Consider the following 26,580-nt stretch of genomic DNA (forward strand, 5'->3'; position numbering starts at 1 on the left):
GTCGGGTTCACGCATGCCTGGTGCCACTGGCACGCGATGACTTCTCAGGAAGCGTGGGGTCTTAGTACTCCTACTTGGCGTGCTTGCGCGATGCCCAAGCATGCGCTTGCTACATCCATCTTTATGAGGCATGTCACAACTGTCAAGCGGAACCTCGGAGCCATTTCGATTCGCCTCCTCAGACCTTCCGGCCTGTTAGGGTCCGACTTCCACTCCCGAGATCAGCATCCCAGGCTTCGAGATTGTGGGCGTACTGGAGGTCGCCCTGATGATCCCGCGAGACGAGACCACAGTCGGACCGCCGCACGACCGACAGCCCACGTCAGGACCCCTGATGCCCCGAACTCGACTATTCGGCAGGGGGTTTCACTTGCCAAAGCATTCAGGTAGCGCTAGCCCGCGATCTTCGCGCGCCGACGGCTCGAGACCCCAGCCCGACGGCGCAGGTATCGACCCGCGCGCAGACGTGACCGAGGTGGGCAAAGTGCACACGGAGACGCACTGTTGCGCACCTCCTCCTGCAGGGTTGAGCATGAGCGCCCTCGCACCCCGGCCGCTTCCAAGTTCCCAGCCATCACCCAAGCATGCGCTTGGTCATCGCCGTGTTAGCGTATGTCGCACGTCACAACCTGCGTCGAGTGACCCCGAAACTGGGTGCGCTGAAGCGGCGTGCCCAACCCGGTGCACGGTGCGAATGCGTGATGATGCAATGCCCCGCCGATTGGTGACCTAAGGAGAAACATGGACCTGAAGCTTGGCCTCAAAGCATCTGCAGAGCAGTTTGGACCCAGAGAACTGGTCGAGTTGGGTGTGGCGGCCGAAGACCACGGCCTGGACAGTGTCACCGTCTCCGACCATTTCCAGCCGTGGCGCCATACCGGCGGACATGCGCCCTTCTCTATCGCCTGGATGACCGCGGTTGGCGAGCGCACGAAGCGAGTCCAGCTGGGTACTTCGGTTCTGACCCCTACCTTTCGATACAACCCCGCCGTGATCGCGCAGGCCTTCGCGACCATGGGCTGCCTCTACCCCGACCGGATCATGCTCGGCGTGGGCACAGGTGAAGCGCTCAACGAGATCGCCACCGGATTTCAAGATGACTGGCCGGAATTCAAAGAGCGGTTCGCCCGCCTCCGCGAGTCGGTTGACCTGATGCGAGCCCTGTGGACTGGGGAGCGTGTCGACTTCAACGGCGTCTACTACAGGGCGAAGGGAGCATCGATTTACGACGTTCCCAAAGGGGGCATCCCCGTGTACATCGCGGCCGGCGGACCCTTGGTAGCGCGGTATGCAGGCCGAGCCGGGGAAGGGTTTATCTGCACATCAGGCAAAGGGATGGATCTTTATACCGAAAAGCTGCTGCCGGCCGTGGCGGAAGGGGCGCAGAAGGCGGATCGCGCGTCCGATTCGATCGATCGGATGATCGAGATCAAGCTCTCTTACGACACCGATCCGGCGCTTGCACGCGAGAATACCCGGTTCTGGGCACCCCTATCGCTGACTGCAGAGCAGAAGCACAGCATCGATGATCCGATCGAGATGGAAGCGGCAGCTGATGCCCTGCCCATCGAACAGGTCACCAAGCGGTGGATCGTTGCGTCGGACCCCGACTACGCGGTCGAGCAGATCCGGCAGTACGTCGATGCCGGACTCAATCACCTGGTATTCCATGCGCCTGGACATGACCAGAAGCGCTTTCTGCAGCTCTTCGAGCGTGACCTTGCGCCACGCCTGCGGGCGCTGGCATAGAACTTCATCTCAGGCCAGAAAGGATAGCGCAATGACGACACAGATACGCACGCTGGAAGACCTGGGGCTTCCGTATCTCGACTATGAAGGCCGCGAATACCAGACTGATCCAGCGTCGGTAGTGCGCGCCGCACGGGAGCAGATATGGCTGGCCAGATCCGTACGCGGCTATGAAGTCCTGTCATACGGAGCCTGTTCCCAACTTACCCTGGACAAAGAACACCTCGACGGACCCGGCAGCGAGTACTACCGACAGCAGGACGCTTCGGACCTGATCCTCCAGTATGCATCCGAAGGCATGCTCCCGCTGATACCGTGGGTTCGCCACGATCCCATTCGGCGCGTACTGCAACTGGCGTTCTCGGCGTCGCGAGTGAGGCGCCTCCGTCCGGTCATGCGTGCTTGCGCCGAGGAGCTGCTGGACGCTCACGCCCTCAGTGGTGAGCTGGACCTCGTCACTGACTTCAACGATATATATCCCATCGAAGTCGTCTGCCGACTACTCGGCGTGCCCGTTGCGGATATTCCACTTTTCAAGGAGTGGACTGTCAGTCTTGCACGACTCTCCCATTACCCCATCGACCCATTCATGGGCGAAATCGATCGCGCATTGCGCGGTCTGTACGAGTACTTCCGTGATCTAGTTACTCTTCGCCGTGCGAAACCTGCTGACGACTTCGTGACGGCGATTATCGAAGCGGAATCCGACGCTGGTAACGAGGAGCGTCTCTCCGAGGGAGAGATGTTCGGCGCTCTTGTCAACCTTCTCTTCGCGGGACATGACACCACCAGGCTGCAGTTCGGTTCCGCCGTGGCGCTTCTCATGCAGAACCGGGGGCAATGGGATGCGCTCGTCGAGAACCCGGACCTGGCAACAGCTGCGATCGACGAATCGATGCGCCTACAGCCGTCCCTGCACACCATCTTGCGGACGGTGACCCAGGACCTGGTTGTCGACGGCATCCACTTCTCCCCAGGCACTCCGATCGCGCTCAATATCTTTGCTGCGAACCGCGATCCTGCGATGTTCCCCGACCCCGATGTATTTGATCCAACCCGGGCGAACGCAGCAAAGCATCTCACCTTTGGGCGCGGCCACCGTTTGTGTCTCGGCCACGCACTGGCACGGGCCGAAATGACCGAAGCGCTGCAAGTGTTGGCGACTCGGTTTCCTGACATGCACCTCGTCGAATCGTCGACCTTCTCCGGGTCCTCGGCGGCAACTCAGGGCCCCGAAAGAATCCGACTACGGCTCATCTAGTCCACGCCCTCCCGGTCCGGGCGGCATCAGGACGAACGGGACGCTCGTTGGGTCTATCGCAACGAGCGTCCCGTTCGCACATCAGGATCAGGCGCCGTAGACCGGGACCGCGATTTCGGCCTTGGCGAGCAGGCCGGCGACGACGGGGCCGATCCCTTCGGCTGCATGGTCAGCTCCGCGATACCCGTTTTCGCCGCCGCCGTAGTTGCCCTTCCCAATCGACTCCTGCAGTCCGGCAACGGAACTGGTGTTGATGATCCTGGCGTTCACGGCACGGCCTGCTTTCGCCTCACCGCGCCAACATCCGGCAACATAATCTCCCCACGAGCTACTGGGTGGGCAAGCATTCGTCCCGGGTGTTCTGCGACACGGTCGACATCGTGTCCGGAGTGGGCCGGCCTCACACCGGGATGACTCGTCGGATCCACCTTGCTCGGTACGCCACCCAATGAATGCCCGGACGGCCCGAGCCGCTTGTAGGCCTGTTCGCAGTGTAGCGACGTCCACGCTATAAGCCACTGCACCCCGCTGCGACCGAAAGAAGAGACCTTCAGCCGCAAACGGGGCGCGGGCCACATAGGCAGCATTGATGAGTCACTTTGCGACTCTGCCGAATCGGAACGTTCAATGCCATTTCGGCTTAGGCGTTACAACTTTCCGATCGGCTGTCGCTCTATCCGATACTGAACGGCTGTCCCCACAACGTGACCGTGCTCTTTACATTGTCCGTCTCCACCTCAACCTTGACGTACGAGCGGGCCTGGGCATAACCAGCGCAGCCGTTGACGCCGAGGGACACATCAGACCAGCCGACCGAGCCCGCGCCACCCTGGAAGTAGTGTGCTCCCCAGTGAATCTCTGATCCATATGCATCAGGCATCTCGATGTCGAGGATCGCTGTGTCGACGGCCTGACCCGGTCCGAGCGTGACACCTCCGTTCGCGCCGCCTGAGACTGGAATCGAGGCGGTTCCGGTGGCCAGTTGGCTGGGAGTCACTGACGCTCCCGCGTTGCCGCCGACGCCGGCCCCGAAGTCGACCTGACACGCCAAGATGTACCCCGGATAGATGTAGGCAGTCTTCGCAGGATTGCCCTGGAGGTTGACCGATGCCTTACCGGACACCCAGACGTTTCGGTGTAGCGGAGTTGAGCCCAGTGACGGCGAAACATTCGCGCTCTCGTCCGTCAAATTCACTGTCACCACAGTGCCGTCGGCCAGTGTCTCCGTCGCCGATCCCCCTGGCAGTGGAACGAATGTGTCGGCGTTGGCGGCACCGACGGAGAAGAATCCCAAGGTGGCGACGGCAGCGGCGCCGACAACAGCGAACCGCACACTATTTTTACGATTATTGGTCATTGGTCTCTTTCAGGGATCAAAACTCGCACGTGCGAGAAGGGCGAATAGGAAATGCAGGATCAGCCAATGCTGAACGGGGCTCCATACAGCACCGTCTTCGAGTAGTCGTTGCCGACGATCTCCATGACCGTGTAGGCGCGTGCCTGCGCGAAACCGCCACAGTTCTGCACCTGCAGCTCGGCGTCGTGGTACTGCAACGTGTACACACCATCCTTCAAGATGTCCTTGGCGGTTACCGGAACATATTTGACTTCACCAGAATTCAGCGGAACCGTCAGACCCATGGACGTTGCTAGTGAGTCCATCCCCAGGCTGAGTGATGGGTTGGCCGACAGGCCCGTTACGTCAACCTGGCAACCCACGATATATCCGGTCGACACTCGTGAAACTCCGTGCGTGGTCGATCCGTTCGAACCATTGTATGTTCCGGCTGTATTCGGAGTCCCGTTTGCGGTGGGAGCTTCGGTGACCTCCTTGATGCCCTTGACATCTGCCGTCACCGTGCCCGACACCCACGCGGTGCGGCCGGCACCGTTGGCGGCCAACGACGGCGAAACCAATGCACTCTCTGCTGTCCGCGTCACCGTCGCATTCGGCCCAGCCTTCGACCCGTCGGGCAGCGGTATGAGCGTATCCGCACTCGCTGCGCCATTGGCCATCACGCAGAGTGCAAGAGCGGCGGCAGCACCCAGACCTGCAATTCGCGCATTGCGTCGGAAGCCAGGCTTACGTTCGTTGATCAACACTTGATTCTCCTCGTTCGGGGTTGAAGCTAATTAGCGAGGCCCGCGTGGGCCGAGCTGGATATGAGATCGATTTCTCCTCCACGAAAGGCACTTGCGAGAACAAGATCTCGGCGATCCCACCTCGGCGATGATCGAGACACCGCATGCATAAGCGATGCCGTTTCGAAACTCTCACGCTCTGCGGTTAGCCGACGCCCGGCATGGCGATCGCACTGATGGTCCGACCGAAGCCCAACGACTACCGCACCCGCGCACAACATCGAGTTGCGCGTGGCCAATATGCGCAGTCTTACGAAAACCGCCGATATAACCGAGTTTTGAGTCGTGGGAGATCTTTTCTACACGCCGACGAGAGTGGAGGACAATTTACCTGCGCCTGAATGCGTCGCCCGAGACGCATGAACATAGGAACCCGACAACAAGCGCCGTTCTTGATTGCCTTACTCGCCGTCCTGATCATCACCTCTCTTTACGGCCACCCTCGCCAGTCGTCGCTTTACAGTCCGAACGGAGTTCGTTGAGACCAGGTCTAGCCGCAGACGGCGACCGCCTCGTCCTCGAATCGTTCCTTGCATAGTTCGACTGTGCTACCGGTCACAGACCGTAAACTAGACCGCGAGTCTTTGCAAGAGGCACCTTGTCTACTAAAAATACTGTATATCTCGCCAAAGCGGGCTCGTCGCATCCTCGTGACCGCATCGCACCAGTTCAATCGGTGGCCAATCGGGAGACGCAGCGATCACCGAGGTGCAGAAATCGCTTCGGAACCGATCCACGCACGGTCTCCGCTTACCCACCGACCCGAAACAAACTGGTGGATCGCTTGACACAATCACACGATCCACTTATGTTCACGTATCGAATCACAGTCGAGGTCGACTGCGATGGCGGACGCGGCCGAGGGTGGAACGCGGACAACGTCGTACGTTGGCTTGAACTTGTTCTTCCGAGCGATTCCAGGGCCTGATCCGAGCGACAATCGCGGGCTGTCTCCTTCGTGGTGTGCTTGATTGATTTGCCGGCTGTTCTGGAGCGTCTCATCCTCGCCCGGGTTCGACGGTGTGGACTGCTTGGTTACGCAGTTGTTGTTCGCCGATGGGATTTGGGCGGTTCCGGAGGGGAACAGTCCCTCGATGTGTGGGAGGAGGAGTACGGCGAGTTCCTTCCCGCCGGGTGCCTTGCAACGGCGAGCGGGCCGACCAGTACGGCACCTCGGCGTCTCCGGGTGACCGTTGGACCCCGATCCTGCCGAGGTCGAGATGCGCATGAACGTCTACCGGTCCGGCTAGAAGCGGGGCTCGCACAGTGCCCGCCCCTCTCGAGGTGCCGAAGCCAATTCCTGCCCGCCGAGCGGCACATCAGACGCTCGTTGCGCGCCAAGTGCTATCGGACGGGCCGTCCGGCACGACATGCTGTAGTCATGCACAACAGACGAAGCAATCGCATGACCGACCTTGGCCAGCAGACAGCCGACGTGTGCAAGCAGTTGGGCACACTGGGCGACGTGCAGCGCCTCGACAACGCCGCCGCGGTGCTCTGGGGCGTGATCGAATGAGCACGCCCGCTGACCTTGACGAGCAGGTCACCGCAGTGCGGGATGCGCTACACGGCCTACGCCGAGCCCTCCTCGACCTCGAGCGCACCTACGCAGACCTCGATGCGACCGCGCTCGCGGTGGACGACCTCGGCGCCCCGGCCACGGCGCCGGAGGTGTTGGAGAGCGCCGTCGATGCCCTCCGCGCCGCCCAGGACACCCTCGGAACTGCTGACGCCGACCTCGACGTGGCGAAACGACACACCTCACGGCTGAAAAGGCGTGAATGACCGCGGCCGCCGCCGACGGAGTCCCGACGGTCCAACTCGCTGGAAAGTCCGCCGAAGGTCCACCCCACCTCTCCTCGGCGAATGGTCGTGAATCGGTTCGAACCAAGTGCTGCGCCCCGAAGGTCACCACACCGGGCCGCCCCGTCGCTGCCGAGGCGTCACCGCCACCACCAGCGGCGCACGGTCCGCCGCCGCCACAGCCGCCGAACTGTCCACGCTGGACGACGCGACCGCGCTTGCGGAAGCGCATGACGTGCGGCCACCGCCGGGCCTCGCCAACTACCGGCTGCCGGGGGATAATTCCCCTTGGAGGATCGTTCACCCCGAAGGAGCGATGCTTGAAAACGTCGACCTCGGCCCAGGGCCTCAGGACCGCCCGAGTGCGCCGGGGTCGGCCCGAGTAGGACGGGTGTGCTCGTGCGGCAACAAACTGCGTCCGGACCCCCGGAAACCCACGACCGACGTGGAGCGCTCCGATTGATCTTTCTTCGCTGACATGCGGTAACAAGTCGGAGCCCGTCACCGAAATAACAGATGACGCAGTCAACCGCGGTGTCAGCCAGGACCCGGCCATGGGGAGTACCACGGAAGCTGGCGGCATGGCTCAACACCGAGCCATCGCAGGTGACGAGGGTAGGTGAGAGATTTGGCTAGGGGCATCACCCACAACGGCAATCCCGATGCCGATCTCCCAGACGACGACGCACCGGTGGACGTCGCGGCAGTACGCCGCGACGACGCGCTGATCGACGCGATCGCCAGTGGCGATCCCGTCGCATCGGATTCGTCGGAACAGGACCAACTCGCGTTGCTGCTGACCAACTGGCGCGCCGACATCGTCGCGACGCCGATGCCAACCGGTCCGCTGCTCGACGACGTGATCGCGGCGATCGACGCCTCCGACGCTCGTTCCGCACGGAGCGCCGCCCGCGGCACGCTCCGCCTGTTGCGACCCATCGCCGGCGCTGCCGCCGCGATCGCGATCGTCATCGGTGGCGTCACCATCTTCTCGTACAACGCCGCACCCGGCGATCCACTCTGGAGCGTCAAATCGGTGGTGTTCAGCCAGCAGGCCGATTCGACCGTCGCGCAGATCGACACCACCTCCCAGCTGCAGGAAGCCGAGCGGCTGATCGCCGCGGGCGACGCGGAGGCGGCGAAGAACCTGCTCGAGGGCGCCGCCGACCGTGCCGGCGGGGTCCGCGACGCCGACACCCGCAACGAACTCGACGCATGGCGGGCGAAGCTGGCCGCAGAACTCGAGAAGATCGCTCCCACCACCCCGCCGCCGACGACCACAACGGCCGGTACCGCCACCACCGAAGCGCCGACGACGACCACCGAACTGCCGGCTACCGTGCTGGAAGCACCGGGTTCCACGACGGCGCCCGGAGTCGAGCAACTGCCGGAAACCCCGCCCCCAGATCTGCAGCTTCCCGGACCACCACCCACGTCAGCGCCGCCGCTCCTCATGACGACGCTCACGCTTCCACCCGAGACATGGCAGTCCCCCAGCCCTGAACCCACCATCACGATGGTCCCGCCTCCGCAGCTGCCCGCGCCTGTGCCGCCGGACGACCCGACGACGCAACCACCCCCACCGTCGGAGAACCCGACCATGCAGCCACCCCCACCGTCGGACAACCCGATTACCCAACCACCCACCCAGCAGCCCCCGCCGCAGGAGCTTTCTCCAGCGCCGCTCCCGCCGCCAGTCCCGACCAGCTGAGGACACCGCGGCCGCGCGGCGCTCTTCGGCTTCGCAAGCGTTCGCGGTTGCCTCACACCGGACGAAAGGGGGAAGGTCCGCGCGGCCGGCGCGAGCCGATGATGCGCGCAACTTCCCTACGACCCACCTGGGCGGCCGTCGGCTCACCGGTCGATATCGCCGACCCACCGGAACGGCGAAACGACACACGTCATGTCAACGAACCCACGCCCTGCTGACGACGTTGATGAAACCGCTCGCGCTGCTCATCGAGCAACACCACACCACGGTGCTGAACGCGGTGATGTTCACGGGCAATCAACAGGCGCACCGACGCGGTCCGCCGCGTCAGCTCGGTCGCCCGGTTGGCCGCTTTCCGATCGCTGAGCAAGTACGCCGCAGCACGGTCACACTCGATCAGGATCTGCTCGTACGCAAGCCGTATCGGCGCCTGTTCGTCGAGCCGAGCCACCGCCACGTCTTCAACCAACTGAAGCGGAAGCCGCGCCAGTCGATAGTTCACACGCAGAAGGGCCAAGGACAGGGAGCTGAGTGTCACACTCGGAATCGTAAGCACGACGAAATACTTTGTGGCTAGGGCCTTAAGTCCCGTTGTCGATATCCGATCTCTTTCGCAGAGCGCTCGCGCCGAGTGCTTATCGCCCGGATCGCCGCCTGATTGCGGCAGCCGTGATGCTCCGGCGTTCTCCATGACACACCCCGCACCCGTTTCACCGCGACCCACACGACCCGCCCACGGACTTCGCAGCGCGGGCAAGTTCGTCGAGTGCCTAGAAGAACACCGCTCCGGCGTGGGTGCGGATCTTCGAACCGTGATCGGTGGCCCGGTGCGCGCTGAATCGGACTTTGTCCCCGTGCGGGTATTCGCCGGAGAGACCGTCGACTCAGCCCCAGGTGACCGGGTCCTCCTCAGACCCCAGGTTTCGCACCAGCCATCGCCCGTCGACAAGATGCATGAGGACCGGGTACATAAGGCGGGGGTCGTTCGGCCGCCACCCGCCACCCTCCGGTGTCGAGGTGTCGTGCACATAGAGCACTTCGACTTTCGGGGCGACCAGCCTTGTGCCAGTGCCGATTCCCCATGTCGCCGGATCCGGCAGCATCGCCCGGAACGACCGCACGTGTACGCGCTCGAAGTGTACCCACAACGGATGATCCGGCTCTGGTTCGGCGAGGGCGGCCGCAACCGCCTCACCATCCCAACCGTCCGCATCGATATCGCGACGATTGTCCTGCACCCAGTTCCAGGCAAGTACCATCCGGAATTCGGGATCCACATTCGGCCACACCGACAGCAGATCCCCGTCCACACACACCGGAGTCAAGAACGCCCACGCCGCACTCACCAGCTCGGCATGCCCGAGGAACCGCACCCGCTCGGCTGGATCCATCGCACGAAGCTGCCGGTACGTCTGCCGCACCTCGGGCGGCAGGGAGTCGATCTGCTCGTCGGTCAGCTCTGGAAGAGACGACGCCACCGGTTCCGCACCGGCGGCGGAGGCTTCGTCCGGGGCGGCAAGCAGTGCCCGGACGGCGTCGACGAACCGCGGGGTCAGCCGCGCGAGTAACTCGAGGAACTCCCCCACCGTGCGCGGCGGAAGCGTGTTGCGGGCGATCAGCACGTGTATGCACTCGAACACCGCTTCCGGGTCCAAATCGAGTTGATCGCAGAGGAATTCGTCGGGATGGACGACCTCGACGTCGAACGGGTCGAGCACCGCACGCGGGAAGTCCTTCAGATTGGCGGTCACGATCAATGCCGCGCCGGATCGTACCGCCGCAGCCAGAACGTGCCGGTCCTTCGGCTCGTTGGCCATCGGGGGAATCAGCTCCCGATATCCGCGTGATTCCTCCTCCGCGAAGGAGAACGCCCTGCGCATCTGCTGCACTCGCCGCGCCGCCTGTTCGGGTGAATTCCCGAACCGCTCGCCGGACAGATTCCGTTCGACCTCGTCGAGTAGATCCGGCGTCCAGACCGGACGGAACAACTCGGCATCGGCAAGGGTGAGCAGCAGATCATTCAGCGTCTGGGGAAGCATGACGCACGCGTCGAGAACCACCCGGAAGGCAGCCATCTCGGATCAGCGGGTCGAGATGAAGCCGTCAGCGGCATCGCCGGAATCCGCGGTTTCTTCGCGGGCCATCTCCTCGAGTACCTGGCCACGACGCGCCCGTTCACCCTGCTGGAACTCCAGCACATCCGCCAACTCCACCCGCCGATGCCGACCAGGTGAGGTGTACGGGATCTTCCCCGCCTCCAACAACCGCACCAACGTTGGCCGGGTGACGCCCAACAGCTCCGCGGCCTCCTGCGTCGTCAGCACCGTGCGATGCGGCTCCACCGTCACCGCCTGCCCCCGACCCAACGCAGTGACCGCGTCGACGAGTAACCCTCGGACACTGTCCGGCAGGGGCACCGACCCTTCCGGAGTCGAGATCGATACTTCTGCAGAACCAGCGAGAACATCCTTCAGCGCGGCGAGACGATCCCGATCGTCGGTGGGCGGCGGCAACACCGTGCGGTTCATCAGAGCGGCCATAGCCCACCATAAAACGAAAAAAACGAACACGCAATCAACCGCCACCGCCAGGACTGGCCCCGCACCATACCGAGCCCGGCCAATCCCCCGCCGAGCTCCACGGGGGCACCTGGACAGGCACCCCACCCCGCCGAACGGCCGGTCCGAATCGGTCGGTAATGAAGAACTATAGAAAGACCCGATCAATTCTTCACACGCTCGAGGCACCCATGCTTGAAAACCCCGCCCCATCGCCAAGGACATCACCGGCAACGCTCAACCCGTCCGCTGCAGACACCGGCGCCCCTTGCCTGGCTCGCCCCGAGCGCAGCCCAACCGGCAACCGCTCGGCCCGGCGACGGCGCGCCGCCCGCGGCGTTCCCACCGGCTCTCCCGAGCTCGACTGGCTACGACAATCCCTGCACGCCTGCGATCTCCTGACCAGCGTGCACTCCATCAGCCCCACGGACCGGGCGCTCGTTGCCTTCGCCATCGAATGGGCCCCCTACGGCGGCGCCGACGCCGAGAACCTGTTCATCAGATTCGGCGTACAACGCAACAGGTTCCTCCATCTCCTCCATGCCGCGATGACCCCGCGACCATCAGACCTGGGCCACCTGCGCAACCTCAAGACCACCCTCTGTAACGACCTCCTCCGCGCATGGAATGACACCCACCACAACGAGAAGTAGTCCAGCAGGTTATCGGCACAGACGTATCCGAGGGCAGCCCAGAACCGTCGGCGAACGCGAACCGAGACGGACAGCCTTCCAGCGGCGGATGCGGTTGACGGGACCAACCTTCCCGGACGAGGGACGTCACGTTTTCCTTTCGACGCCGAACCCCGTCGTGGACGTCGAGGACACCGACCGCCAAGTCCGTCGAACTGCCCGGCGCCGACCTGTCCGGTGAAGAACTCACCGTCCCGCGTCCTCATGAAACAGGCCGATACCGGACAGCGCGATAGAGACCACGACAACCACCGTCACCGCGGTCGGCGAAGCGCTGAAGGGATCGGCGCTGCCCCTGATATGTCTACTGTTGCCCGCTCACCCAGTCCGCCATCACATCTGCGAGGGCTTGGGCGCCGCGGTTGCAGTCGTCGGGTTCGGCGAACTCGGCGGGCGAGTGGGACACGCCGGTGGGGTTGCGGACGAACATCATCGCCGTGGGCACCTTTGCGGACAGGATCCCGGCGTCGTGTCCGGCCGCGGTCGGCAGGACGGGAATGTCGCCGAGGTGCGCGAGTGAGTGGCGGAGTCGTTCCCGGGTCGAGTGCGGGAACTCGACGATCGGTGTGACGGATTCGGCGTCCACGTCGAGACCGATACCGTCGGCGGCCGCGTAGGCCTGCGCCTCCGCGGTGATTTGCTGGACCAGCTTGGACAATGTTTCCTCGTCGGCGGCCCGGGCGTCGAGCCACGCCCGCACCTCCGACGGAATGGCGTTGGCACCGTTGGGAAGTACTTGCACCTTCCCGAACGTCGCGACCGCCTCGTGCAGAGTCGCGGCAGTGCGGGCGGTGTGGACGGAGGAGGCGAAGGCGAGCATCGGGTCGCGGCGGTCAACGAGGCGGGTGGCGCCGGCGTGGTTGGCCTCCCCCGTGAAGACGAACTGCCACCGGCCGTGCGGCCAGATCGACGAGGCCACGGCGATGGGGCTGTCGATCAGGTCGAGGGCGCGTCCCTGCTCGACGTGCAACTCGACGTATACGCCGACGCGGTCGACGAGGTCGGGGTCCTCGCCGAGATGGCGGGGGTCGCGGCCGACGCCGACCAATGCTTCACCGAGGCTGATGCCGTCGTTGTCGCGTAATGCGAGGGCACGTTCGGGTGCCAGTGCGCCGGTGGACAATTGTGAGCCGACACAGGCGACTCCGAAGCGGGCACCCTCTTCGTCGGAGAAGGCAGTGACCGCGATGGGTCGGGTCGGTTCGATGCCCCGGTCGCGGACGATGTCGATGGCAGCGAACGCGGACACCACCCCGAGGGGTCCGTCGTAGGCGCCGCCGTCGGGCACCGAATCGAGGTGCGATCCGGTGACGAACGCATCGCGGGGGTCTCCTTCCCACCCCTTCGGCATCCACCACGCCCAGAGGTTGCCGTTGCGATCTTCCTCGACGCTCATGCCGCGAGCCTGCGCGCAGTCGGCGAACCATTCGCGCAGCGTCATGTCGGCGTCGTTCCACGCGAATCTTCGGTATCCCCTGGTCGACTTGTGCTGTCCCACATCGAGGATGCTCGCCCACAGCGAATCGAAGGAAGTCATGTTCTCGGTCCTCTACTCATAGTTTCAGCGGGCAGGCGCTTCGCGCCCGTGCGCCTTTTTGGTTGTCCCAGCTACCAAAAAGGCGCACGGGCGGCGGAGCCGCCTACAGGGCGCCGGGGATCCAGGTGGTGCCGGCGAGGGGTACGCGGGCCATCGCCGACGCCTCGACGGTGAGGGCGACGAGGTCCTCGGGTTCGAGGTTGCGCAGGTGGGATTTGCCGCAGGCACGGGCGAGGGTCTGTGCCTCCATGGTGAGCACCCGCAGGTAGTTCGCGAGCCGCCGTCCGCCCTCGACGGGGTCGAGGTTCTTCGACAGTTCCGGGTCTTGGGTGGTGATACCGGCGGGGTCCTTGCCGGCCTGGAAGTCGTCGTAGAACCCGGCAGCGGAGCCGAGTTGCTCGTACTGCTTCGCGTAGCGGGGGCTGTTGTCGCCCAGCGCGATCAGGGCGGCGGTGCCGATCGCGACAGCGTCCGCCCCGAGCGCCATGGCCTTCGCGACGTCCGCGCCGCTGCGAATTCCGCCCGACACAATGAGCTGAACGGATCTACCCGCCGTCGCTCCGCTCGCCCCGCTCCGGTGCACCCTCAGTTCCTGCAGCGCCTGGACCGCCTGCGGAATCGCGGCGAGGGTGGGGATGCCGACGTGTTCGATGAACACGTCCTGGGTGGCGGCGGTGCCGCCCTGCATGCCGTCGACCACGACGACGTCGGCGCCGGCCTTCACGGCGAGTTTCACGTCGTAGTAGGTGCGGGTGGCGCCGACCTTGATGTAGATGGGCTTTTCCCAGTTGGTGATCTCGCGGAGTTCGATGATTTTGATGGCGAGGTCGTCGGGGCCGGTCCAGTCGGGGTGCCTGCACGCCGACCGCTGGTCGACGCCCATCGGGAGGGTGCGCATCCCGGCGACGCGTTCGGTGATCTTCTGCCCCAGCAGCATGCCGCCGCCGCCGGGCTTGGCACCCTGGCCGAGGACGATCTCGATGGCGTCGGCCTTACGCAGATCGTCCGGGTTCATCCCGTACCGCGACGGCAGGTACTGGTAGACGAGGTTCTTCGACTGCCCCCGTTCCTCGGGGGTCATGCCGCCGTCGCCGGTGGTGGTGGAGGTGCCGACCTCGCTGGCGCCGCGGCCGAGGGCCTCCTTCGCCTGCCCGGACAGTGCGCCGAAGCTCATGCCGGCGATGGTGATCGGAATGTCGAGGTGCAGCGGGAACTTGGCGTTGCGGTCGCCGAGCACGACGTCGGTGTCGCACTTCTCGCGGTAGCCCTCGAGCGGGTACCGCGACATCGAGGCGCCGAGGAACAGCAGGTCGTCGAAGTGCGGCAGCTGGCGCTTGGCGCCCCAGCCGCGGATGTCGTAGATGCCGGTCTCGGCTGCCCGCTGGATCTCGGAGATGACGCCGCGGTCGAACGTCGCCGATTCGCGCAGGGCCGGGTTCGGGGTGTTCATGAGGGTTCTCCTAGTAGGCGCTGGCGTTGTCGACGTGGAAGTTGTAGAGCTTGCGGGCGGAGCCGTAGCGGGTGAACTCGGACGGGTCCGCGTCGAAACCTGCCCGATCGAGCAGCTCCCGCAGTTCCGTCCGGTGCTCCTCGCGCATCTCCTTCTTGATGCAGTCGGCGCCGAGGGAGGCGACGGTGCCGCGCACGTAGATGCGGGCCTCGTACAGCGAGTCGCCGAGCGCTTCGCCGGCGTCGCCGAGGACGACGAGACGTCCGGCCTGACCCATGAACGCGGACATGTGGCCGATGTTGCCGCCGACGACGATGTCGACGCCCTTCATCGAAATCCCGCAGCGGGCAGCGGCATTGCCGTCGATCACGAGGAGGCCGCCGTGGGCGGTGGCGCCCGCGGACTGCGACGCATCACCCTTGACGTGCACGGTCCCCGACATCATGTTTTCCCCGACCCCGACGCCGGCGTTGCCGTTGACCGTCACGGTCGCGTGCTGGTTCATGCCGGCGCAGTAGTAGCCGACGTGCCCGTCGATGGTGACGTCGATGTCGGAGTCGAGGCCGCAGGCCAGCGCGTGCGCACCCTGCGGGCCGGTGACGGTCACCGCCTTCGGTGCTTCGGGCGAGGTGAGCCGCTCGTTGATGGCACGGGTACTCGACGTCTCGAGGTTCAGGACAGTCGCTTCGGTGGTGGCTACCGGTGCCATACGTACACCTCTTCCGGTTCGGGCTCGAAGATTCGGGCGTTGTCGACGCCGGGCAGGTTCGCCAGGGCGCGGTATTCGGAGGCCATCGCGACCCAGTGGTCGGTCTCGGCGATGACGGCGGGCTTGCAGGAGATGGCGTCGCGGACCACGGCGAACGAGTCGGCGGTCGAGACGAGGAGGGTGTAGAAGCCGTCGAATGTCTCGTTGAGCATCAGCAGCGCCTTCTCCAGGTCGACACCCTCGGCGAGTTGCTTGGCGACGAACCGCGCCCCGACCTCGGTGTCGTTGGCGCTGTCGAACGCGACGCCGTCACGTTCGAGCTGGTGCTTGATGCTCATGTGATTCGAGAACGACCCGTTGTGCACCAGGCACTGGTCGGGGCCGACGGAGAACGGGTGCGAACCCTCGGCGGTCACCGCGGATTCGGTGGCCATGCGGGTGTGCGCAACACCCTGCCAGCCGCTCGCCGACGGCAGCCCGAACCGGTTCGCCAGGTCGATGGGGTTCCCGACGCCCTTGAGGACGGTCAGGTCGTCACCGAACCCGATGATCCGTGCCGACGGCGCCACGCTGCGCACGGCCGCCGCGAGATCCGCTGCGCCGACAACACCGTGCAGGATCGTCGTCGGGGACAGGTCGATTCCGGTGACGGTCGTGTCGAGTGACGCCGACAGCGTGGCGGCGAGTTCCGCTGCGGGAATGGGGCAGTCGAGCAGTGAGACCGTCGATTCACCGACCGGCGACCAGGCCGGGTCCCCGTAAATGGCCATGCCTGCGGAATCGGGTCCGCGGTCACACATCTGACCGAGCATGTCGGTGAGCAGGGTGCCGAGTTGTGGGTAGAGGGACGGCTCACGCAGGTGAAGTCCGACGATTCCACACATGGATGTCTCCTTTCGGGAGGTCGTTCAGAACGCTGTCAGGTAGTGGTCGAGCTCCCACGGGGAGACGGTGTTGTGCCAGGCGAAGAACTCCTCGCGCTTGAGTGTCGCGAAGTATTGGGCGACCCCGGGACCGGCGACGTCCAGTGCGCCCGTCACCACCGGATCCGATTCCAGGGCGTCCATCGCGTGCAGCAGTGTCATCGGCAGCATGTCACTGGGACTGTCGCCGGAGCCGGGAGTGCCGGGGTCGAGCTCGCGTTCGATGCCGTCCAGGCCGGCGGCGATGGCGGTGGCCGCGGCCAGGTAGGGGTTGGCCGAGCCGTCGCCGCCGCGCAGTTCCACCCGGTTCTTGTCCGGAACCCGGAGGTAGTGGGTGCGGTCGTTGCCACCGTAGGTGGCGTAGCGAGGCGACCAGGTGGCGCCGCTGCTCGTCGAGGTGGCCCCGGTGCGCTTGTAGGAGTTGACGGTCGGCGCGATAACACCCTGCAGCGCACACGCATGCTCGAGAATCCCCGCGATGAACGCGTACGCCGTCCTCGACAGTCCCAGCCCCTTGGGGTCGTCGCCGTCCGGGAACACCGAACCGGCGTCGTTCCACAGTGACAGGTGCAGGTGCATGCCCGACCCGGTGCGGTCGGAGAAGGGTTTGGGCATGAATGTGGCCTTCATTCCGCGCTTCTCGGCGATCACCGACAGCAGATACCTTGCGGTGATCACCCGGTCGGCGGTAGTCATGGCGTCGGCGTAGTCGAAGTTCTGCTCGAACTGCCCGTTGCCGTCCTCGTGGTCGTTGGCGTAATTGCCCCACCCGAGCGCGTTCATCGCCTGCGACACCTCGGTCAGATGGTCGTACATCCGGGTGACGTCGCGGGCGTCGTAACACGGCTGCCGGCTGACGTCGGCGGTGTCCGCGGTGGTGAGAGCGCCGTCGCCGGTGCGGTGGACGAGGAAGTACTCGATCTCCGCGCCGACGTTGACGGACAGGCCGAGATCGGACGCCTTCTTCAGCGTCTCCTTCAGGATCACCCGCGGCGCATACGGCCAGGGCTTGCCCTCGACGTGCGGGTCGCAGTGCACGATCGCCAGTCCGGGCTTCACGAACGGGATCGGCGTGAACGACGAGACATCGGGTATGGCAACGAGATCGGAGTCCTTGGGCTCCTGCCCCATGTGCCCGGCCGCGTAGCCGGCGAAGCCCACGCCGTCGTCCTGAAGCTGCTCGACGGCCTCGATCGGCACCAGTTTGGCGCACGGTTTGCCGGACAGGGTGACGAACAGGGCGAGGATGAAGGTGGTTCCGGTGGCCCGGGCCACCTCGGACAAGGTCTGCGGTGGGGTTGTCACGATGTTCTGCGCGGTGAACGCGTCAGCAGTGTCGACAGCCATGGGTAGCTCCTGAACTGGTGGTCTAGGGGTGAGGGGGTCTGTGGTTCAGCGCATCTCGCCGGCGCCCTCGTAGGGGTGCAGGCTGAACAGGAGGTCACCCTCCTCGAAGCGTGAGTGCCTGAAGTCGGACGGCTCGACGTTCGGGAGGGTCGTCTTTCCGTCGTCGAGGAGCATGTCGGCGACAAGGCGGCCGACCGCCGGTGAGATCTTGAAACCGTGACCGGAGAACCCGGTGGCGAGGAACAGTCCGTCGACCGGTGCGGGTCCGATGATCGGGTTGTAGTCGGGCGTCACGTCGTACGCGCCGACGTAGGACGACGTGATCCGCGGGTCGGGCATGTCCGGCAGCCGGTTTCCCAATTTCATGATGTTCTTCTCGATGGTGGAATCGTCCGCGCGGTTGCTGTACTTGTCGGGGTCGATGTATTCGGGCGCGGCATGGTCGCTGTTGCCGACCAGCAGTTCACCGTTCGGCTCCCGGCAGATGTACTGCAGTCCGGCGAGGTCCGACAACACCGGCACCTCCGGCGTCGGAACACCCTGATCGATCAGCACGAGCTGCGCCCGTTGGGCTTTCACCGGGATGTCGACGCCGACACCGGCACCGAGTTCGGGTGCCCACGGGCCGGTCGCGAGGATCACTTGCTCGGCATGCACCTCGTCGCCGTTCGCAAGCGTAACCCCGTAGACGCGGCCGCTCGCGTTCTGCAGCAGCGACGCCACCGGCGTGCTCTGCCGGATTGTGACGCCCAGCTTGCGGGCCGACGCACCGTACGCCATCCCCGCCATGTACGCCTCACCACGGCCACCGAGAGGCTCGTAGGCGAAAGCGGCGAAGTCGTCGAGGTGCAGCCCCGGCCACAGTTCGGCCATCGTGTCGTGGCCGATGTAGTCGACGTCGATGCCGAGGCCCTGCATCATCGCGACGTTCGCCTTCAGCGGGTCGATGTTGTTTTCGCCGACGCCGACGACGTATCCGCACTGCCGGAACGCCATGTCGTCGCCGAAGATCTCGGTGGCCCTGGCGAAGATGTCGACGCCGTACCACGACATCGCCGCCAGCGACGGCGTCCCGTAGTGGCACCGGACGACGCCACTGGACTTGCCGGTCATCCCCGAGCACAAGGTGTCACGCTCGAGGACCAGCACATCCGTCTCTCCGCGGTCCGCGAGCGACCAGGCGATGGCGAGACCTTCGAGTCCTCCACCGACGATCACGAACTTTGCTGTCTGTGTCACGTTGCTTCCTTCATTCGGCCGGATTATCGGACGCTATGGCTCGAGTAGCGGATCGTTTCACCGCAGGAATTTGTGTTGTTCACCAGGAAACACGTCGAATATGTCCATCGCGTTACGGCAACGTTGTCGGTGGATCACCAGATCTCCCCGCTAATAAACTCTTTCAAGAAGTATTCCGGCGTCGAAGTGCATGTCTTCAGCGACCCTGCCTTAATTTACGTCGGCGAAATATGTCCTGTGGTTTCCTAGTGTTACTTCTCGTTTCACGTCGAGGAGCTTACCGATCCCATCACCACGCCTTCAGGGAGAACCCATGACCACCACCGACAAGCCCACCGCCGTCCCGTTCCGCGTCACCGCCGGATTCCACGAGAACCTGCCTCAGATGCCGGTCTCGGAGTACCCGGGCACCAAGGGATACATCGACGACGTCTTCGCCAACCCGGACGGCTCGGAGATGTCGGCCGGCTACTTCGAACTCCAGCGCACCGACGCCCCGCTCGACTACTACTATGCCTACGACGAGATGAAGGTCGTCCTCGAAGGGGAGTTCACCCTCGAGAACCTCGACACCGGCCAGGTCGAGGTGGCGAAGGCGAAGGACGCGATCTTCTTCCCCAAGGGCTCGCGCATCCGCTTCACCACCCCCGACCGCGCGTTGGCCTACTTCGTCGGCCACCGTTCCTTCGCTCCCTGATCCGCGATGGCGGTTTCGATGAGGTCGACCAGCGTCCCCCGGTGGCGATCCGATTACTCGGCCGTCGACGACCTCGCAGCGGGCGCTCTCGTCACCCGCTACGTATTGGTCTCGGACCGCACGGTCGGCGCGCAGGTCCTCCGCGCGCTGTCCGAGCGCGTGGCGCCCGTTCCCACTCGCACGGTGATCGTCGACGCCGGGGTCGGATCCGGGTTCGGCGGGCTCGACGAACTGCTGACCGAGGCGCGCATCGGGTGGCGGTTCGTCGTCGCAGGCCCCGAGCACATGGTCGGGGCAGTGCGTGCTCGGCTGATCTCCGCGGGCGCGCTGCCCGCCGAGATCGCCGCGATCGTCCACCCTGACGCCTCGGTGCGCGACGTGTTCTGCGCGCACTGCCACACCACGTCGCCCTCCGTGCCGGTGCCTGTGGGCGGCCGGACACGGTGCGGGGGTTGTTCCGCCGAACTCACCGTCTACTACCACTACTCCCGGCGCCACAGCGCCTATTTGGGATATCGAGCCGATTCGGAGGAACTGCCATGACCACGGCCCTCGAAACAGTTGCGGGCGAGAGCATCACCGGAGGGCTCACTCTGACGGTGCGCGAGGCACGGTTGCTGTGCCCGGGCATCCGGCACATCGTGCTCGTGGACCCGGCGGACCGCACCCTGCCGTCGTTCACCCCCGGCAGCCACATCGCCGTCAATTGGGCCGAGGGTCGGCACAATTCCTACTCGCTCACCGGCCCCTCGATCGAGCCGGACCACTATGCGATCTCGGTCCGGCTCGACGAGAACGGCCACGGGGGTTCGCGCTGGGTCCACGACCTTCAGCCGGGACAGACTATCCGGGCGAGCCGTCCGCGGAGTGCGTTCGCGCCCGTACTCACTGCGCGGCACCACCTGCTGGTCGCGGGTGGAATCGGCGTCACGCCGATCCTGTCGCACGTCCGGGCCGCCCTCGAATGGGGTCGCTCGTTCGAAGTGATCTACTCCTTCCGCGGTCAGTCGGGGGCGCACGCCGACGAATTGGCGGCGCTGTGCGGCGACCGGATGATCACCGTCTCGACGCCCGGAGAACTCGCCGACCGCCTCATCCCCACACTGGCCAACCAGCCACTCGGCACCCACGTCTACACGTGCGGTCCCGCGCCGATGATCGCGGCGGTGGCCGAGTGGGCCCGCGACTGCGGCTGGCCGCCGGGGCGCGTGCACTCGGAGGCGTTCGGGGCGGGTCCGCTGCCCGACGGGACGCCCTTCGCCGCCACGCTCGGGCGCACCGGAATGATCGTTCCCGTGCCCTCGGGCACCAGCCTCCTCGAGGCGTTGCTGGACAAGGGAATCAACGTCCCGAACCTCTGCCGGCAGGGGGTATGCGGCGAATGCCGGCTGTCGGTTCGCGGCGGCGAGATCGAGCACCGCGACCTGTTCCTCACCGACGAGGAGAAGGCCGCCGGAGATTCAATGATGCCGTGCGTATCACGTTCCGCAGGAGACCGATTGGAGCTGGATCTGTGACAACCACCGACTCGCGTGCTGACATCACGCGCTTTCCCTTCCCCTTTCCCCGCGATCAGTACCGCTACAGCACCAACGTCGAGCCCGCCGGACACTCCACCGACACCGTGGCCGGCAGCTGGGGTGACACCCGCATCGCCATCGACGCCCACTACCACCGGGAACTCGCCGAACGTGAGCGCATTCTGGCCACGGATCCGTCGCGGCACCAGTGCCTGCCCCACATGGTTCCCGCCGCCTGGGACGCGATGCTCACGCTGATGCGCACCCTCGCCGACGAATACCCCGACACCATGACACTCGCACGGCGCGGGGACGGGTGGTACTGGAAGAACGACCTCCTCAGCATCGAGCACACCTTCGTGTTCGGCGACCTCGACACGTTGCCGGCGCCGCCGCTGGTGTACATCTGCGGCCAGATCCAGGAGGACGTCGTGCTGCTCGATCAGCGTGAGGGCGAACTGTGGGGCGACGCCGGACTGGTGACGTTCGCGGCGGACTGGTCCTTCGGATTCGACGTAGGCATGAGCTTCCTCGAGATCCACGGCCCCGTCCCGCGCGTCCACAGCGAGAAGATCATCATCCGCGCACACAACTTCCTGATGCGGCTCGAGCCCGGCCAGAGTTACCGACGCACCAACTGGACGCTGACCGTCGACGGCAAACTCGACACGTCGACCGAGACCTACCCCGAGTGGGGGAAGGACCGGCGCACCCTCGCCGACGGCCCGCTCGACGACGTCGGGGACCGCCTGTTCCTGAGAACCGAAGTGCAGCATCTGATCCGGCTCGCCCACTCCGGCGCCGTCATGTTCCTGATCCGGACGTATCTGCTTCCCTTCCGCGATATCGCGACCGTTCCGGAATGGGGCGAGCGACTGTACCGGGTGCTCGAGGACCTTCCGGTGGACATGGCCGAATACAAGGGCATCAGTCGCACCCGGGAACCCGGCATGAGATGGCTGCTGAACCACGGGAATGTGGAACCGTGACGCTGGCCGACGGGCGGCGACGGGCGGCGCCCCACAGCGATCAGGTGGCCCTCGACCTCGTTCTCGCGACGGTCTCCGTGATCGCCCGCGACGGCTTGCGCGGGCTGACGACGCAGGCCGTCGCCCGTGAGGCCGGCGTCTCGGACGACGCCGTCCTGCGCAGCGCCGGGTCGACGGACGCCCTCCTCGACGCCGCGCTCCGCTACGCGCTGGACAAGAGTGCAAGCGTCTTCGCCGACATCGCCGCCGGATCGTCCCTCGACCACTTCGTCGAACACCTCACCGACCTCGTCGCCCGGGACCCCGACCTCCAGGTCTTCCAGTACGAGCTGATGCTCGAGTCCCGACGCACGCCACGCCTCGACCCACACGTAAAACTCCTGTACGCCACGTACATCGAGGCGACGTCGCAGGCGCTGACCCGCCTGGGCATCACCGCCGACGAAGACCTGACCCTGCTGGTGTACTCGGCGATCGAGGGATTCATCATGCACCAGCTGATCGCGAAGGACCGCCCCGCAACCGAACGCGCGATCGAGCGCCTGCGCCGAATCCTCTCGAGCGCGAGGTAGTCCCTGCACGTGAGTAGCAAAGTGTGCCCCGGTACGCTTTGCCACTCACGTGCAGGCGAGGACCTCCGCCACCACGACCGACGCCTGCCCGGACAGCCGCACCGACCCTTGCTCGACGAGGAGACAGTCGCCCGGTTGGACGGGACCGAGGTCCGTCGCCAGCCGCCCATCGAGGACCAGGACGAGGACGGCAAGCCGCCCGTCAGCGGTGACGTCGTGCGCCGCTCCGATGTCGACGATGTCCACGGAGGCCGCCGTGGTGGACCTGTCGACCATGACGTTGAACGCCTCGGTCGGCCCTTCCGTCACGCAGTCGGGGCTGCGCTCGCCGACGAAGGCCGTCGGACTGAGGCGCGGAATCAGGGTGGGGCCGTCGCCGAAGTCGAGTGACGCGGGATGGTCGCCGATCACCGTGAAGATCCGATCCACCCCGGGAAACGATGAGAACGTCGAATTCGCCTCGAGCGTCGCGACACTGAACCGCCACCGGGACGCGGCACCGGCGGCGATCTCCGCGGTGGTGCCCGCGCCGTTGGCCCACGGCGTGGTCCGGTGATCCGCTCGCCGGATGATGCGGGCCTCGCGCACTGCGGCCACAGATTCCCCTCACCGAGATGGTCCACTGTCACGATACTTTGTTTCTAGACAACACGGTACAACAATCCTTAACGCATTCGTCACGCGGCGCACTATTTTCGCAATCTCCGATTTGGTTCACTGTCAATAGACATTGATTCCCAACGGCGGACGCCTAGACTGTCCTGCCATCCTCGATCAAGGTGGACGACTATGAACGAAGCAGTCGCTGCGGCCGACACCGCCTGGATTCTGGCGGCCTTCACGGCAGTGAGCCTCATGGTGCCGGGTCTGGCCATGTTCTACGGCGGAATGGTCAGCGTGCGCAACACGCTCAACATGGCCATGATGACGTTCGGCGCGTTCGCCGTCGTCGGGGTGCTGTGGATCGTGTTCGGCTACTCCGCCGTTCTCGGCAACTCCCTCGGCGGTCTCGGCCTCCTCGGCGACCCCCTCGAGTTCTTCGGCTCCAGCGCGCTGCTGGAGGCGCCGGCCGAACCCGGACTGCCGCCCGCGCTGATCTCAGGCTTCCAGCTGTTGTTCGCCGGCATCACCGTGGCACTCATCTCGGGTGCGCTCGCCGACCGGATGAGATTCGGCGCCTGGATGCTGTTCGCCGGACTGTGGGCAACGTTCGTCTACTTCCCCGTCGCCCACTGGGTGTTCGCGTTCGACTCCGCCGACGGATCGGTGATCGGCGGATGGATCGCCAACACCCTCGGCGCCATCGACTTCGCCGGCGGCACCGCCGTGCACATCAACGCCGGCGTGGCTGCTCTCGCCGTCGTCCTGGTCCTCGGGGCCCGCAAGACGTTCCCCGTCTCGCCGCGCCCGCACAGCCTTCCCCTGACCATGCTCGGTGCCGGCATCCTGTTCTTCGGCTGGTTCGGATTCAACGGCGGCTCGGCGCTCTCCGCCGGAAACAGCGCGTCCGTCGTCATTCTCAACACCGTCGCCGCGGCGTGCGCGGGCATCTGCGCCTGGCTGGCCGTCGAGAAACTGCGTGAAGGCCACGCCACGTCGCTGGGCGCCGCGTCAGGTCTGATCGCAGCACTGGTCGCCATCACACCGGCCTGTGGCGCTGTATCACCGCTCGGCGCTCTGGTCGTCGGAGGCGCTGCCGGTGCGGTCTGCTGCTTCGCGGTGTCCTGGAAGTACCGGCTCGGCTACGACGATGCGCTCGACGTCGTCGGCGTGCACCTCGTCGGCGGCATCCTCGGCACCGTTTTGATCGGATTCCTCGCAGATCCGGCCGCACCCAGCGGCGCCGCGGGACTCTTCTACGGCGGCGGTGTCGACGTGCTGTGGCGCCAATGTGTCGCCGTGGCAGCCGTTGTCGGCTACTGCTTCATCGTCACGCTGGTGATCGCCGCGGCGCTGAAGAAGTTCATGGGCATCCGCGCCGACCAGGACAGCGAATACGACGGCCTCGACGTGTCCGTACACGGTGAGACGGCCTACGTCCTCGATGCCGTCGGACTGACCGGCGCCCCGAAACACGGCACCGACGCGGTGCTCAGTGCGGAGGCAATCACGACCAGGGCGGCGGACCCCGCCAAGGCCTGATTCCGGTCTCGACACAGCCGGTGGCCTGCCCCGCGGCACTCCGCGGGGCAGGCCACCGTGTGATCAGCTAGGTCAAACTCTGAGCCAGACTCCGCAGCATCGCGCTGTAGTTGTTCGGCTGAGCGGACAGGAACTGACTCAGCAAGATCGTGTCGAATTCCTCCATGGCGGCCGAATCTGCAGTAATCGGATCATGATTCGCCACCTCGCGCTCCAGCAGCTCGACCGCCTCACGCCAGCCGCGGATTGCGGGGCTTCCGAGTTCCATCTGCGTCTCGAATATCAGCGGTTCAGCGAGTGGGCTCCCCAGGATTTCCTGCAAGTGCTCCTCGAGATTTCGGCGCGCCAGACGGATGATCAGCTGAGATTGCCCTTCATGCCACTGCATGGTCGCCGGGCGCCCCGGCTGCAGAATCGACGCGACCGACATCGTCGAATCGAACTCCTCAGCGCCAGAGGTAATTCGGGCTGTACCCGACAGCGGAATCTGAACGAGGTAGAAGTCGCCGAGCTCGTCCGAGCTCATCCGCGCATCGGTGCCGTAGTCGAAGTAGTAGAGCCCGATCGCGCCCGCGGTGGCCAGGTAAACCGGCTCCAGACGATCGAAGGGCAGCGCGGACCCGTCGTCGGACGCTATCTGAACTGTCGCTAACACCGTAACCACGACCTTTCGAACCAACCGCCACTCTACGCCCGGCGCGGAGGCGGAGGAAGGTAGAAATCCCGATGACCGCCGTCAGTCCTCGTGGTGGTCGGGATATGCGGTGACCGCGAGAAATCGGATCGGCAACCGCACGAGATCGTTGGGGCCGTGCAAACCTTCACCGTCGAGGAGCAGCGAATCCCCCGGCCGCAGCGTGTACTCGGCCTCACCGTGCCCATACACCATGACGCCCTCGAGCATGTAGAGCAGCTCGGTCCCTGCGTGCTGGAACAACGGAAACGTCTCGCTGGCGTCGGTGAGCGTGACCAGCACCGGCTCGAGTCGCTTGTGCTGCCCGCGCAGTGCGCCGAGAAGCTCGTAGTGATGCCCCACCCGGGTCCCACGCCCGACGATGACCGCACCGTGCCCCGCCTCGACGTACACGGCGTCGCGGGCAGTGTCCGCACCCCGGAACAGTGATGTCACGGGTACGTCCAGTCCCGCCGCCAGCCGCGCCAACGTCGACAGACTGCATGACGTCTGCGAGTTCTCGATCTTCGACAACATCGCCTTGGAGATTCCGACTTTTGCCGCCATGTCCCCCACGGAAAGCCCACTGGCCTTGCGGAGGGCGCGCACCTGCTTGCCGATCACCTTCTCGAGATCAGGGCCGGTCGGCGTATCGGACGGCACCTCACGCTCGACGGGCGCAGGATCACCCGTGTCGCGGTGAATCCCGGTCTCCGGTCGAGTCGTCACCTCCGCATCCTAGCAGCGTTGTTTACTGTCAGGAAACTGCCGGAACGTCCGGCACTTCGCCGGCTGGACCGCCAAGATCACCCGTTGGCGACGGCGAAACCCATGTGGCACAAGCGCGTGGCCAAGCATGTCACCCG

The 26,580-nt window shown here is 65.2% G+C and carries 25 protein-coding genes and 2 pseudogenes; 12 read left to right on the forward strand and 15 right to left on the reverse strand.

Going from position 1 to position 26,580, the window contains the following annotated elements; translation table 11 throughout:
* Positions 1–741 precede the first annotated feature (741 nt).
* Positions 742–1,749 (forward strand): glucose-6-phosphate dehydrogenase (coenzyme-F420), encoded by a 1,008-nt coding sequence (gene fgd, locus L1080_RS16615; protein WP_250776112.1) that lies wholly within the window; start codon positions 742–744, stop codon positions 1,747–1,749.
* 31 nt (positions 1,750–1,780) lie between these two features.
* The gene (locus L1080_RS16620; RefSeq protein ID WP_159920601.1) at positions 1,781–3,010 is read left to right on the forward strand and encodes a cytochrome P450; all 1,230 of its coding nucleotides are present in this window, start codon (positions 1,781–1,783) and stop codon (positions 3,008–3,010) included.
* A gap of 161 nt (positions 3,011–3,171) precedes the next feature.
* On the opposite strand, the pseudogene L1080_RS16625 reads toward L1080_RS16620, so the two are convergent.
* A pseudogene (locus L1080_RS16625) lies at positions 3,172–3,325 on the reverse strand (SDR family NAD(P)-dependent oxidoreductase); the annotation flags it as partial.
* On the opposite strand from L1080_RS16625, the pseudogene L1080_RS16630 reads away from it, so the two are divergent.
* A pseudogene (locus L1080_RS16630) lies at positions 3,325–3,405 on the forward strand (CoA-transferase); the annotation flags it as partial. The pseudogenes L1080_RS16625 and L1080_RS16630 sit on opposite strands and share 1 nt — an antisense overlap.
* Before the next feature lie 278 nt (positions 3,406–3,683).
* Here the strand turns inward: L1080_RS16630 and L1080_RS16635 are convergent.
* Both L1080_RS16635 and L1080_RS16640 read right to left on the reverse strand, forming a co-directional pair.
* Positions 3,684–4,367, reverse strand: a complete 684-nt coding sequence (locus tag L1080_RS16635; RefSeq protein ID WP_250776124.1) for an MspA family porin — start codon at positions 4,365–4,367, stop codon at positions 3,684–3,686.
* Positions 4,368–4,426: 59 nt separating this feature from the next.
* Complete coding sequence (locus L1080_RS16640) at positions 4,427–5,110, reverse strand: MspA family porin (RefSeq protein WP_159927006.1); 684 nt, start codon at positions 5,108–5,110, stop codon at positions 4,427–4,429.
* A 1,554-nt stretch (positions 5,111–6,664) separates the two neighbouring features.
* Here L1080_RS16640 and L1080_RS16645 point away from each other — a divergent pair.
* Together L1080_RS16645 and L1080_RS16650 are read left to right on the forward strand one after the other, a co-directional pair.
* Positions 6,665–6,937, forward strand: a complete 273-nt coding sequence (locus tag L1080_RS16645) for a hypothetical protein (RefSeq protein WP_250776126.1) — start codon at positions 6,665–6,667, stop codon at positions 6,935–6,937.
* A 637-nt stretch (positions 6,938–7,574) separates the two neighbouring features.
* Positions 7,575–8,666, forward strand: coding sequence for an anti-sigma-D factor RsdA (locus L1080_RS16650; protein WP_250776128.1), 1,092 nt, complete (start codon positions 7,575–7,577; stop codon positions 8,664–8,666).
* 190 nt (positions 8,667–8,856) lie between these two features.
* Here the strand turns inward: L1080_RS16650 and L1080_RS16655 are convergent, their stop codons facing one another.
* From L1080_RS16655 to L1080_RS16665, 3 genes are all read right to left on the reverse strand, one after another.
* Positions 8,857–9,204, reverse strand: a complete 348-nt coding sequence (locus L1080_RS16655; RefSeq protein WP_250776261.1) for a hypothetical protein — start codon at positions 9,202–9,204, stop codon at positions 8,857–8,859.
* Positions 9,205–9,550: 346 nt separating this feature from the next.
* Positions 9,551–10,741 carry a PIN domain-containing protein gene (locus L1080_RS16660; protein WP_250776130.1) on the reverse strand — a complete coding sequence of 397 codons (1,191 nt, stop codon included), beginning with the start codon at positions 10,739–10,741 and terminating at the stop codon, positions 9,551–9,553.
* Between the two features lie 6 nt (positions 10,742–10,747).
* Positions 10,748–11,206 (reverse strand): helix-turn-helix domain-containing protein, encoded by a 459-nt coding sequence (locus L1080_RS16665; protein ID WP_159920589.1) that lies wholly within the window; start codon positions 11,204–11,206, stop codon positions 10,748–10,750.
* Between the two features lie 209 nt (positions 11,207–11,415).
* Here L1080_RS16665 and L1080_RS16670 point away from each other — a divergent pair, with 209 nt between their 5' ends.
* Positions 11,416–11,877: a hypothetical protein gene (locus tag L1080_RS16670; protein ID WP_250776132.1), complete on the forward strand. Its 462-nt coding sequence runs from the start codon at positions 11,416–11,418 to the stop codon at positions 11,875–11,877.
* A 343-nt stretch (positions 11,878–12,220) separates the two neighbouring features.
* Here the strand turns inward: L1080_RS16670 and L1080_RS16675 are convergent, their stop codons facing one another.
* The 6 genes from L1080_RS16675 to L1080_RS16700 all read right to left on the reverse strand — a co-directional run bounded on the left by L1080_RS16675 (position 12,221) and on the right by L1080_RS16700 (position 19,121).
* Positions 12,221–13,453: an allantoate amidohydrolase gene (locus L1080_RS16675; protein WP_250776134.1), complete on the reverse strand. Its 1,233-nt coding sequence runs from the start codon at positions 13,451–13,453 to the stop codon at positions 12,221–12,223.
* Between the two features lie 103 nt (positions 13,454–13,556).
* Positions 13,557–14,903 carry an FMN-binding glutamate synthase family protein gene (locus tag L1080_RS16680; protein WP_250776136.1) on the reverse strand — a complete coding sequence of 449 codons (1,347 nt, stop codon included), beginning with the start codon at positions 14,901–14,903 and terminating at the stop codon, positions 13,557–13,559.
* A 10-nt stretch (positions 14,904–14,913) separates the two neighbouring features.
* Positions 14,914–15,612 carry a GltB/FmdC/FwdC-like GXGXG domain-containing protein gene (locus L1080_RS16685; RefSeq protein WP_159920543.1) on the reverse strand — a complete coding sequence of 233 codons (699 nt, stop codon included), beginning with the start codon at positions 15,610–15,612 and terminating at the stop codon, positions 14,914–14,916.
* The gene (locus L1080_RS16690) at positions 15,600–16,496 is read right to left on the reverse strand and encodes a class II glutamine amidotransferase (RefSeq protein ID WP_250776139.1); all 897 of its coding nucleotides are present in this window, start codon (positions 16,494–16,496) and stop codon (positions 15,600–15,602) included. Before L1080_RS16690 ends, L1080_RS16685 begins: the two co-directional genes overlap by 13 nt.
* Before the next feature lie 24 nt (positions 16,497–16,520).
* Entirely contained in the window at positions 16,521–17,882 is a 1,362-nt protein-coding gene (glnT, locus tag L1080_RS16695) for a type III glutamate--ammonia ligase (RefSeq protein ID WP_250776141.1), read from the reverse strand.
* Between the two features lie 45 nt (positions 17,883–17,927).
* Complete coding sequence (locus tag L1080_RS16700) at positions 17,928–19,121, reverse strand: NAD(P)/FAD-dependent oxidoreductase (protein ID WP_250776144.1); 1,194 nt, start codon at positions 19,119–19,121, stop codon at positions 17,928–17,930.
* A 313-nt stretch (positions 19,122–19,434) separates the two neighbouring features.
* Between L1080_RS16700 and L1080_RS16705 the strand changes: the two genes are divergently transcribed.
* The 5 genes from L1080_RS16705 to L1080_RS16725 are packed head-to-tail and all read left to right on the forward strand — an operon-like array spanning position 19,435 to position 22,899.
* Positions 19,435–19,818, forward strand: coding sequence for a cupin domain-containing protein (locus L1080_RS16705; RefSeq protein WP_009475598.1), 384 nt, complete (start codon positions 19,435–19,437; stop codon positions 19,816–19,818).
* A 6-nt stretch (positions 19,819–19,824) separates the two neighbouring features.
* On the forward strand, positions 19,825–20,361 hold the full coding sequence (locus tag L1080_RS16710) for a dimethylamine monooxygenase subunit DmmA family protein (RefSeq protein ID WP_308202197.1): 537 nt from the start codon (positions 19,825–19,827) through the stop codon (positions 20,359–20,361).
* The gene (locus tag L1080_RS16715) at positions 20,358–21,335 is read left to right on the forward strand and encodes a PDR/VanB family oxidoreductase (protein WP_250776148.1); all 978 of its coding nucleotides are present in this window, start codon (positions 20,358–20,360) and stop codon (positions 21,333–21,335) included. Before L1080_RS16710 ends, L1080_RS16715 begins: the two co-directional genes overlap by 4 nt.
* Positions 21,332–22,327: a heme-dependent oxidative N-demethylase family protein gene (locus L1080_RS16720; RefSeq protein ID WP_250776150.1), complete on the forward strand. Its 996-nt coding sequence runs from the start codon at positions 21,332–21,334 to the stop codon at positions 22,325–22,327. Before L1080_RS16715 ends, L1080_RS16720 begins: the two co-directional genes overlap by 4 nt.
* Positions 22,324–22,899: a TetR/AcrR family transcriptional regulator gene (locus L1080_RS16725; protein WP_250776152.1), complete on the forward strand. Its 576-nt coding sequence runs from the start codon at positions 22,324–22,326 to the stop codon at positions 22,897–22,899. The genes L1080_RS16720 and L1080_RS16725 overlap by 4 nt, the downstream gene beginning before the upstream one ends.
* 45 nt (positions 22,900–22,944) lie before the next feature.
* Here L1080_RS16725 and L1080_RS16730 read toward each other — a convergent pair whose 3' ends face one another.
* Positions 22,945–23,496, reverse strand: coding sequence for a HutD/Ves family protein (locus L1080_RS16730; protein WP_250776160.1), 552 nt, complete (start codon positions 23,494–23,496; stop codon positions 22,945–22,947).
* A 192-nt stretch (positions 23,497–23,688) separates the two neighbouring features.
* On the opposite strand from L1080_RS16730, the gene L1080_RS16735 reads away from it, so the two are divergent.
* The gene (locus L1080_RS16735; protein ID WP_250776162.1) at positions 23,689–25,041 is read left to right on the forward strand and encodes an ammonium transporter; all 1,353 of its coding nucleotides are present in this window, start codon (positions 23,689–23,691) and stop codon (positions 25,039–25,041) included.
* 67 nt (positions 25,042–25,108) lie between these two features.
* Here the strand turns inward: L1080_RS16735 and L1080_RS16740 are convergent, their stop codons facing one another.
* On the reverse strand, positions 25,109–25,705 hold the full coding sequence (locus L1080_RS16740; protein WP_308202198.1) for a cupin domain-containing protein: 597 nt from the start codon (positions 25,703–25,705) through the stop codon (positions 25,109–25,111).
* A gap of 72 nt (positions 25,706–25,777) precedes the next feature.
* On the reverse strand, positions 25,778–26,443 hold the full coding sequence (locus L1080_RS16745) for a helix-turn-helix domain-containing protein (RefSeq protein WP_250776166.1): 666 nt from the start codon (positions 26,441–26,443) through the stop codon (positions 25,778–25,780).
* Positions 26,444–26,580 lie beyond the last annotated feature (137 nt).

Origin of the sequence: Rhodococcus sp. MSC1_016 (assembly GCF_023667485.2) — a bacterium.
In the GTDB taxonomy this organism is placed as follows: Bacteria; Actinomycetota; Actinomycetes; order Mycobacteriales; family Mycobacteriaceae; genus Rhodococcus_F; species Rhodococcus_F oxybenzonivorans.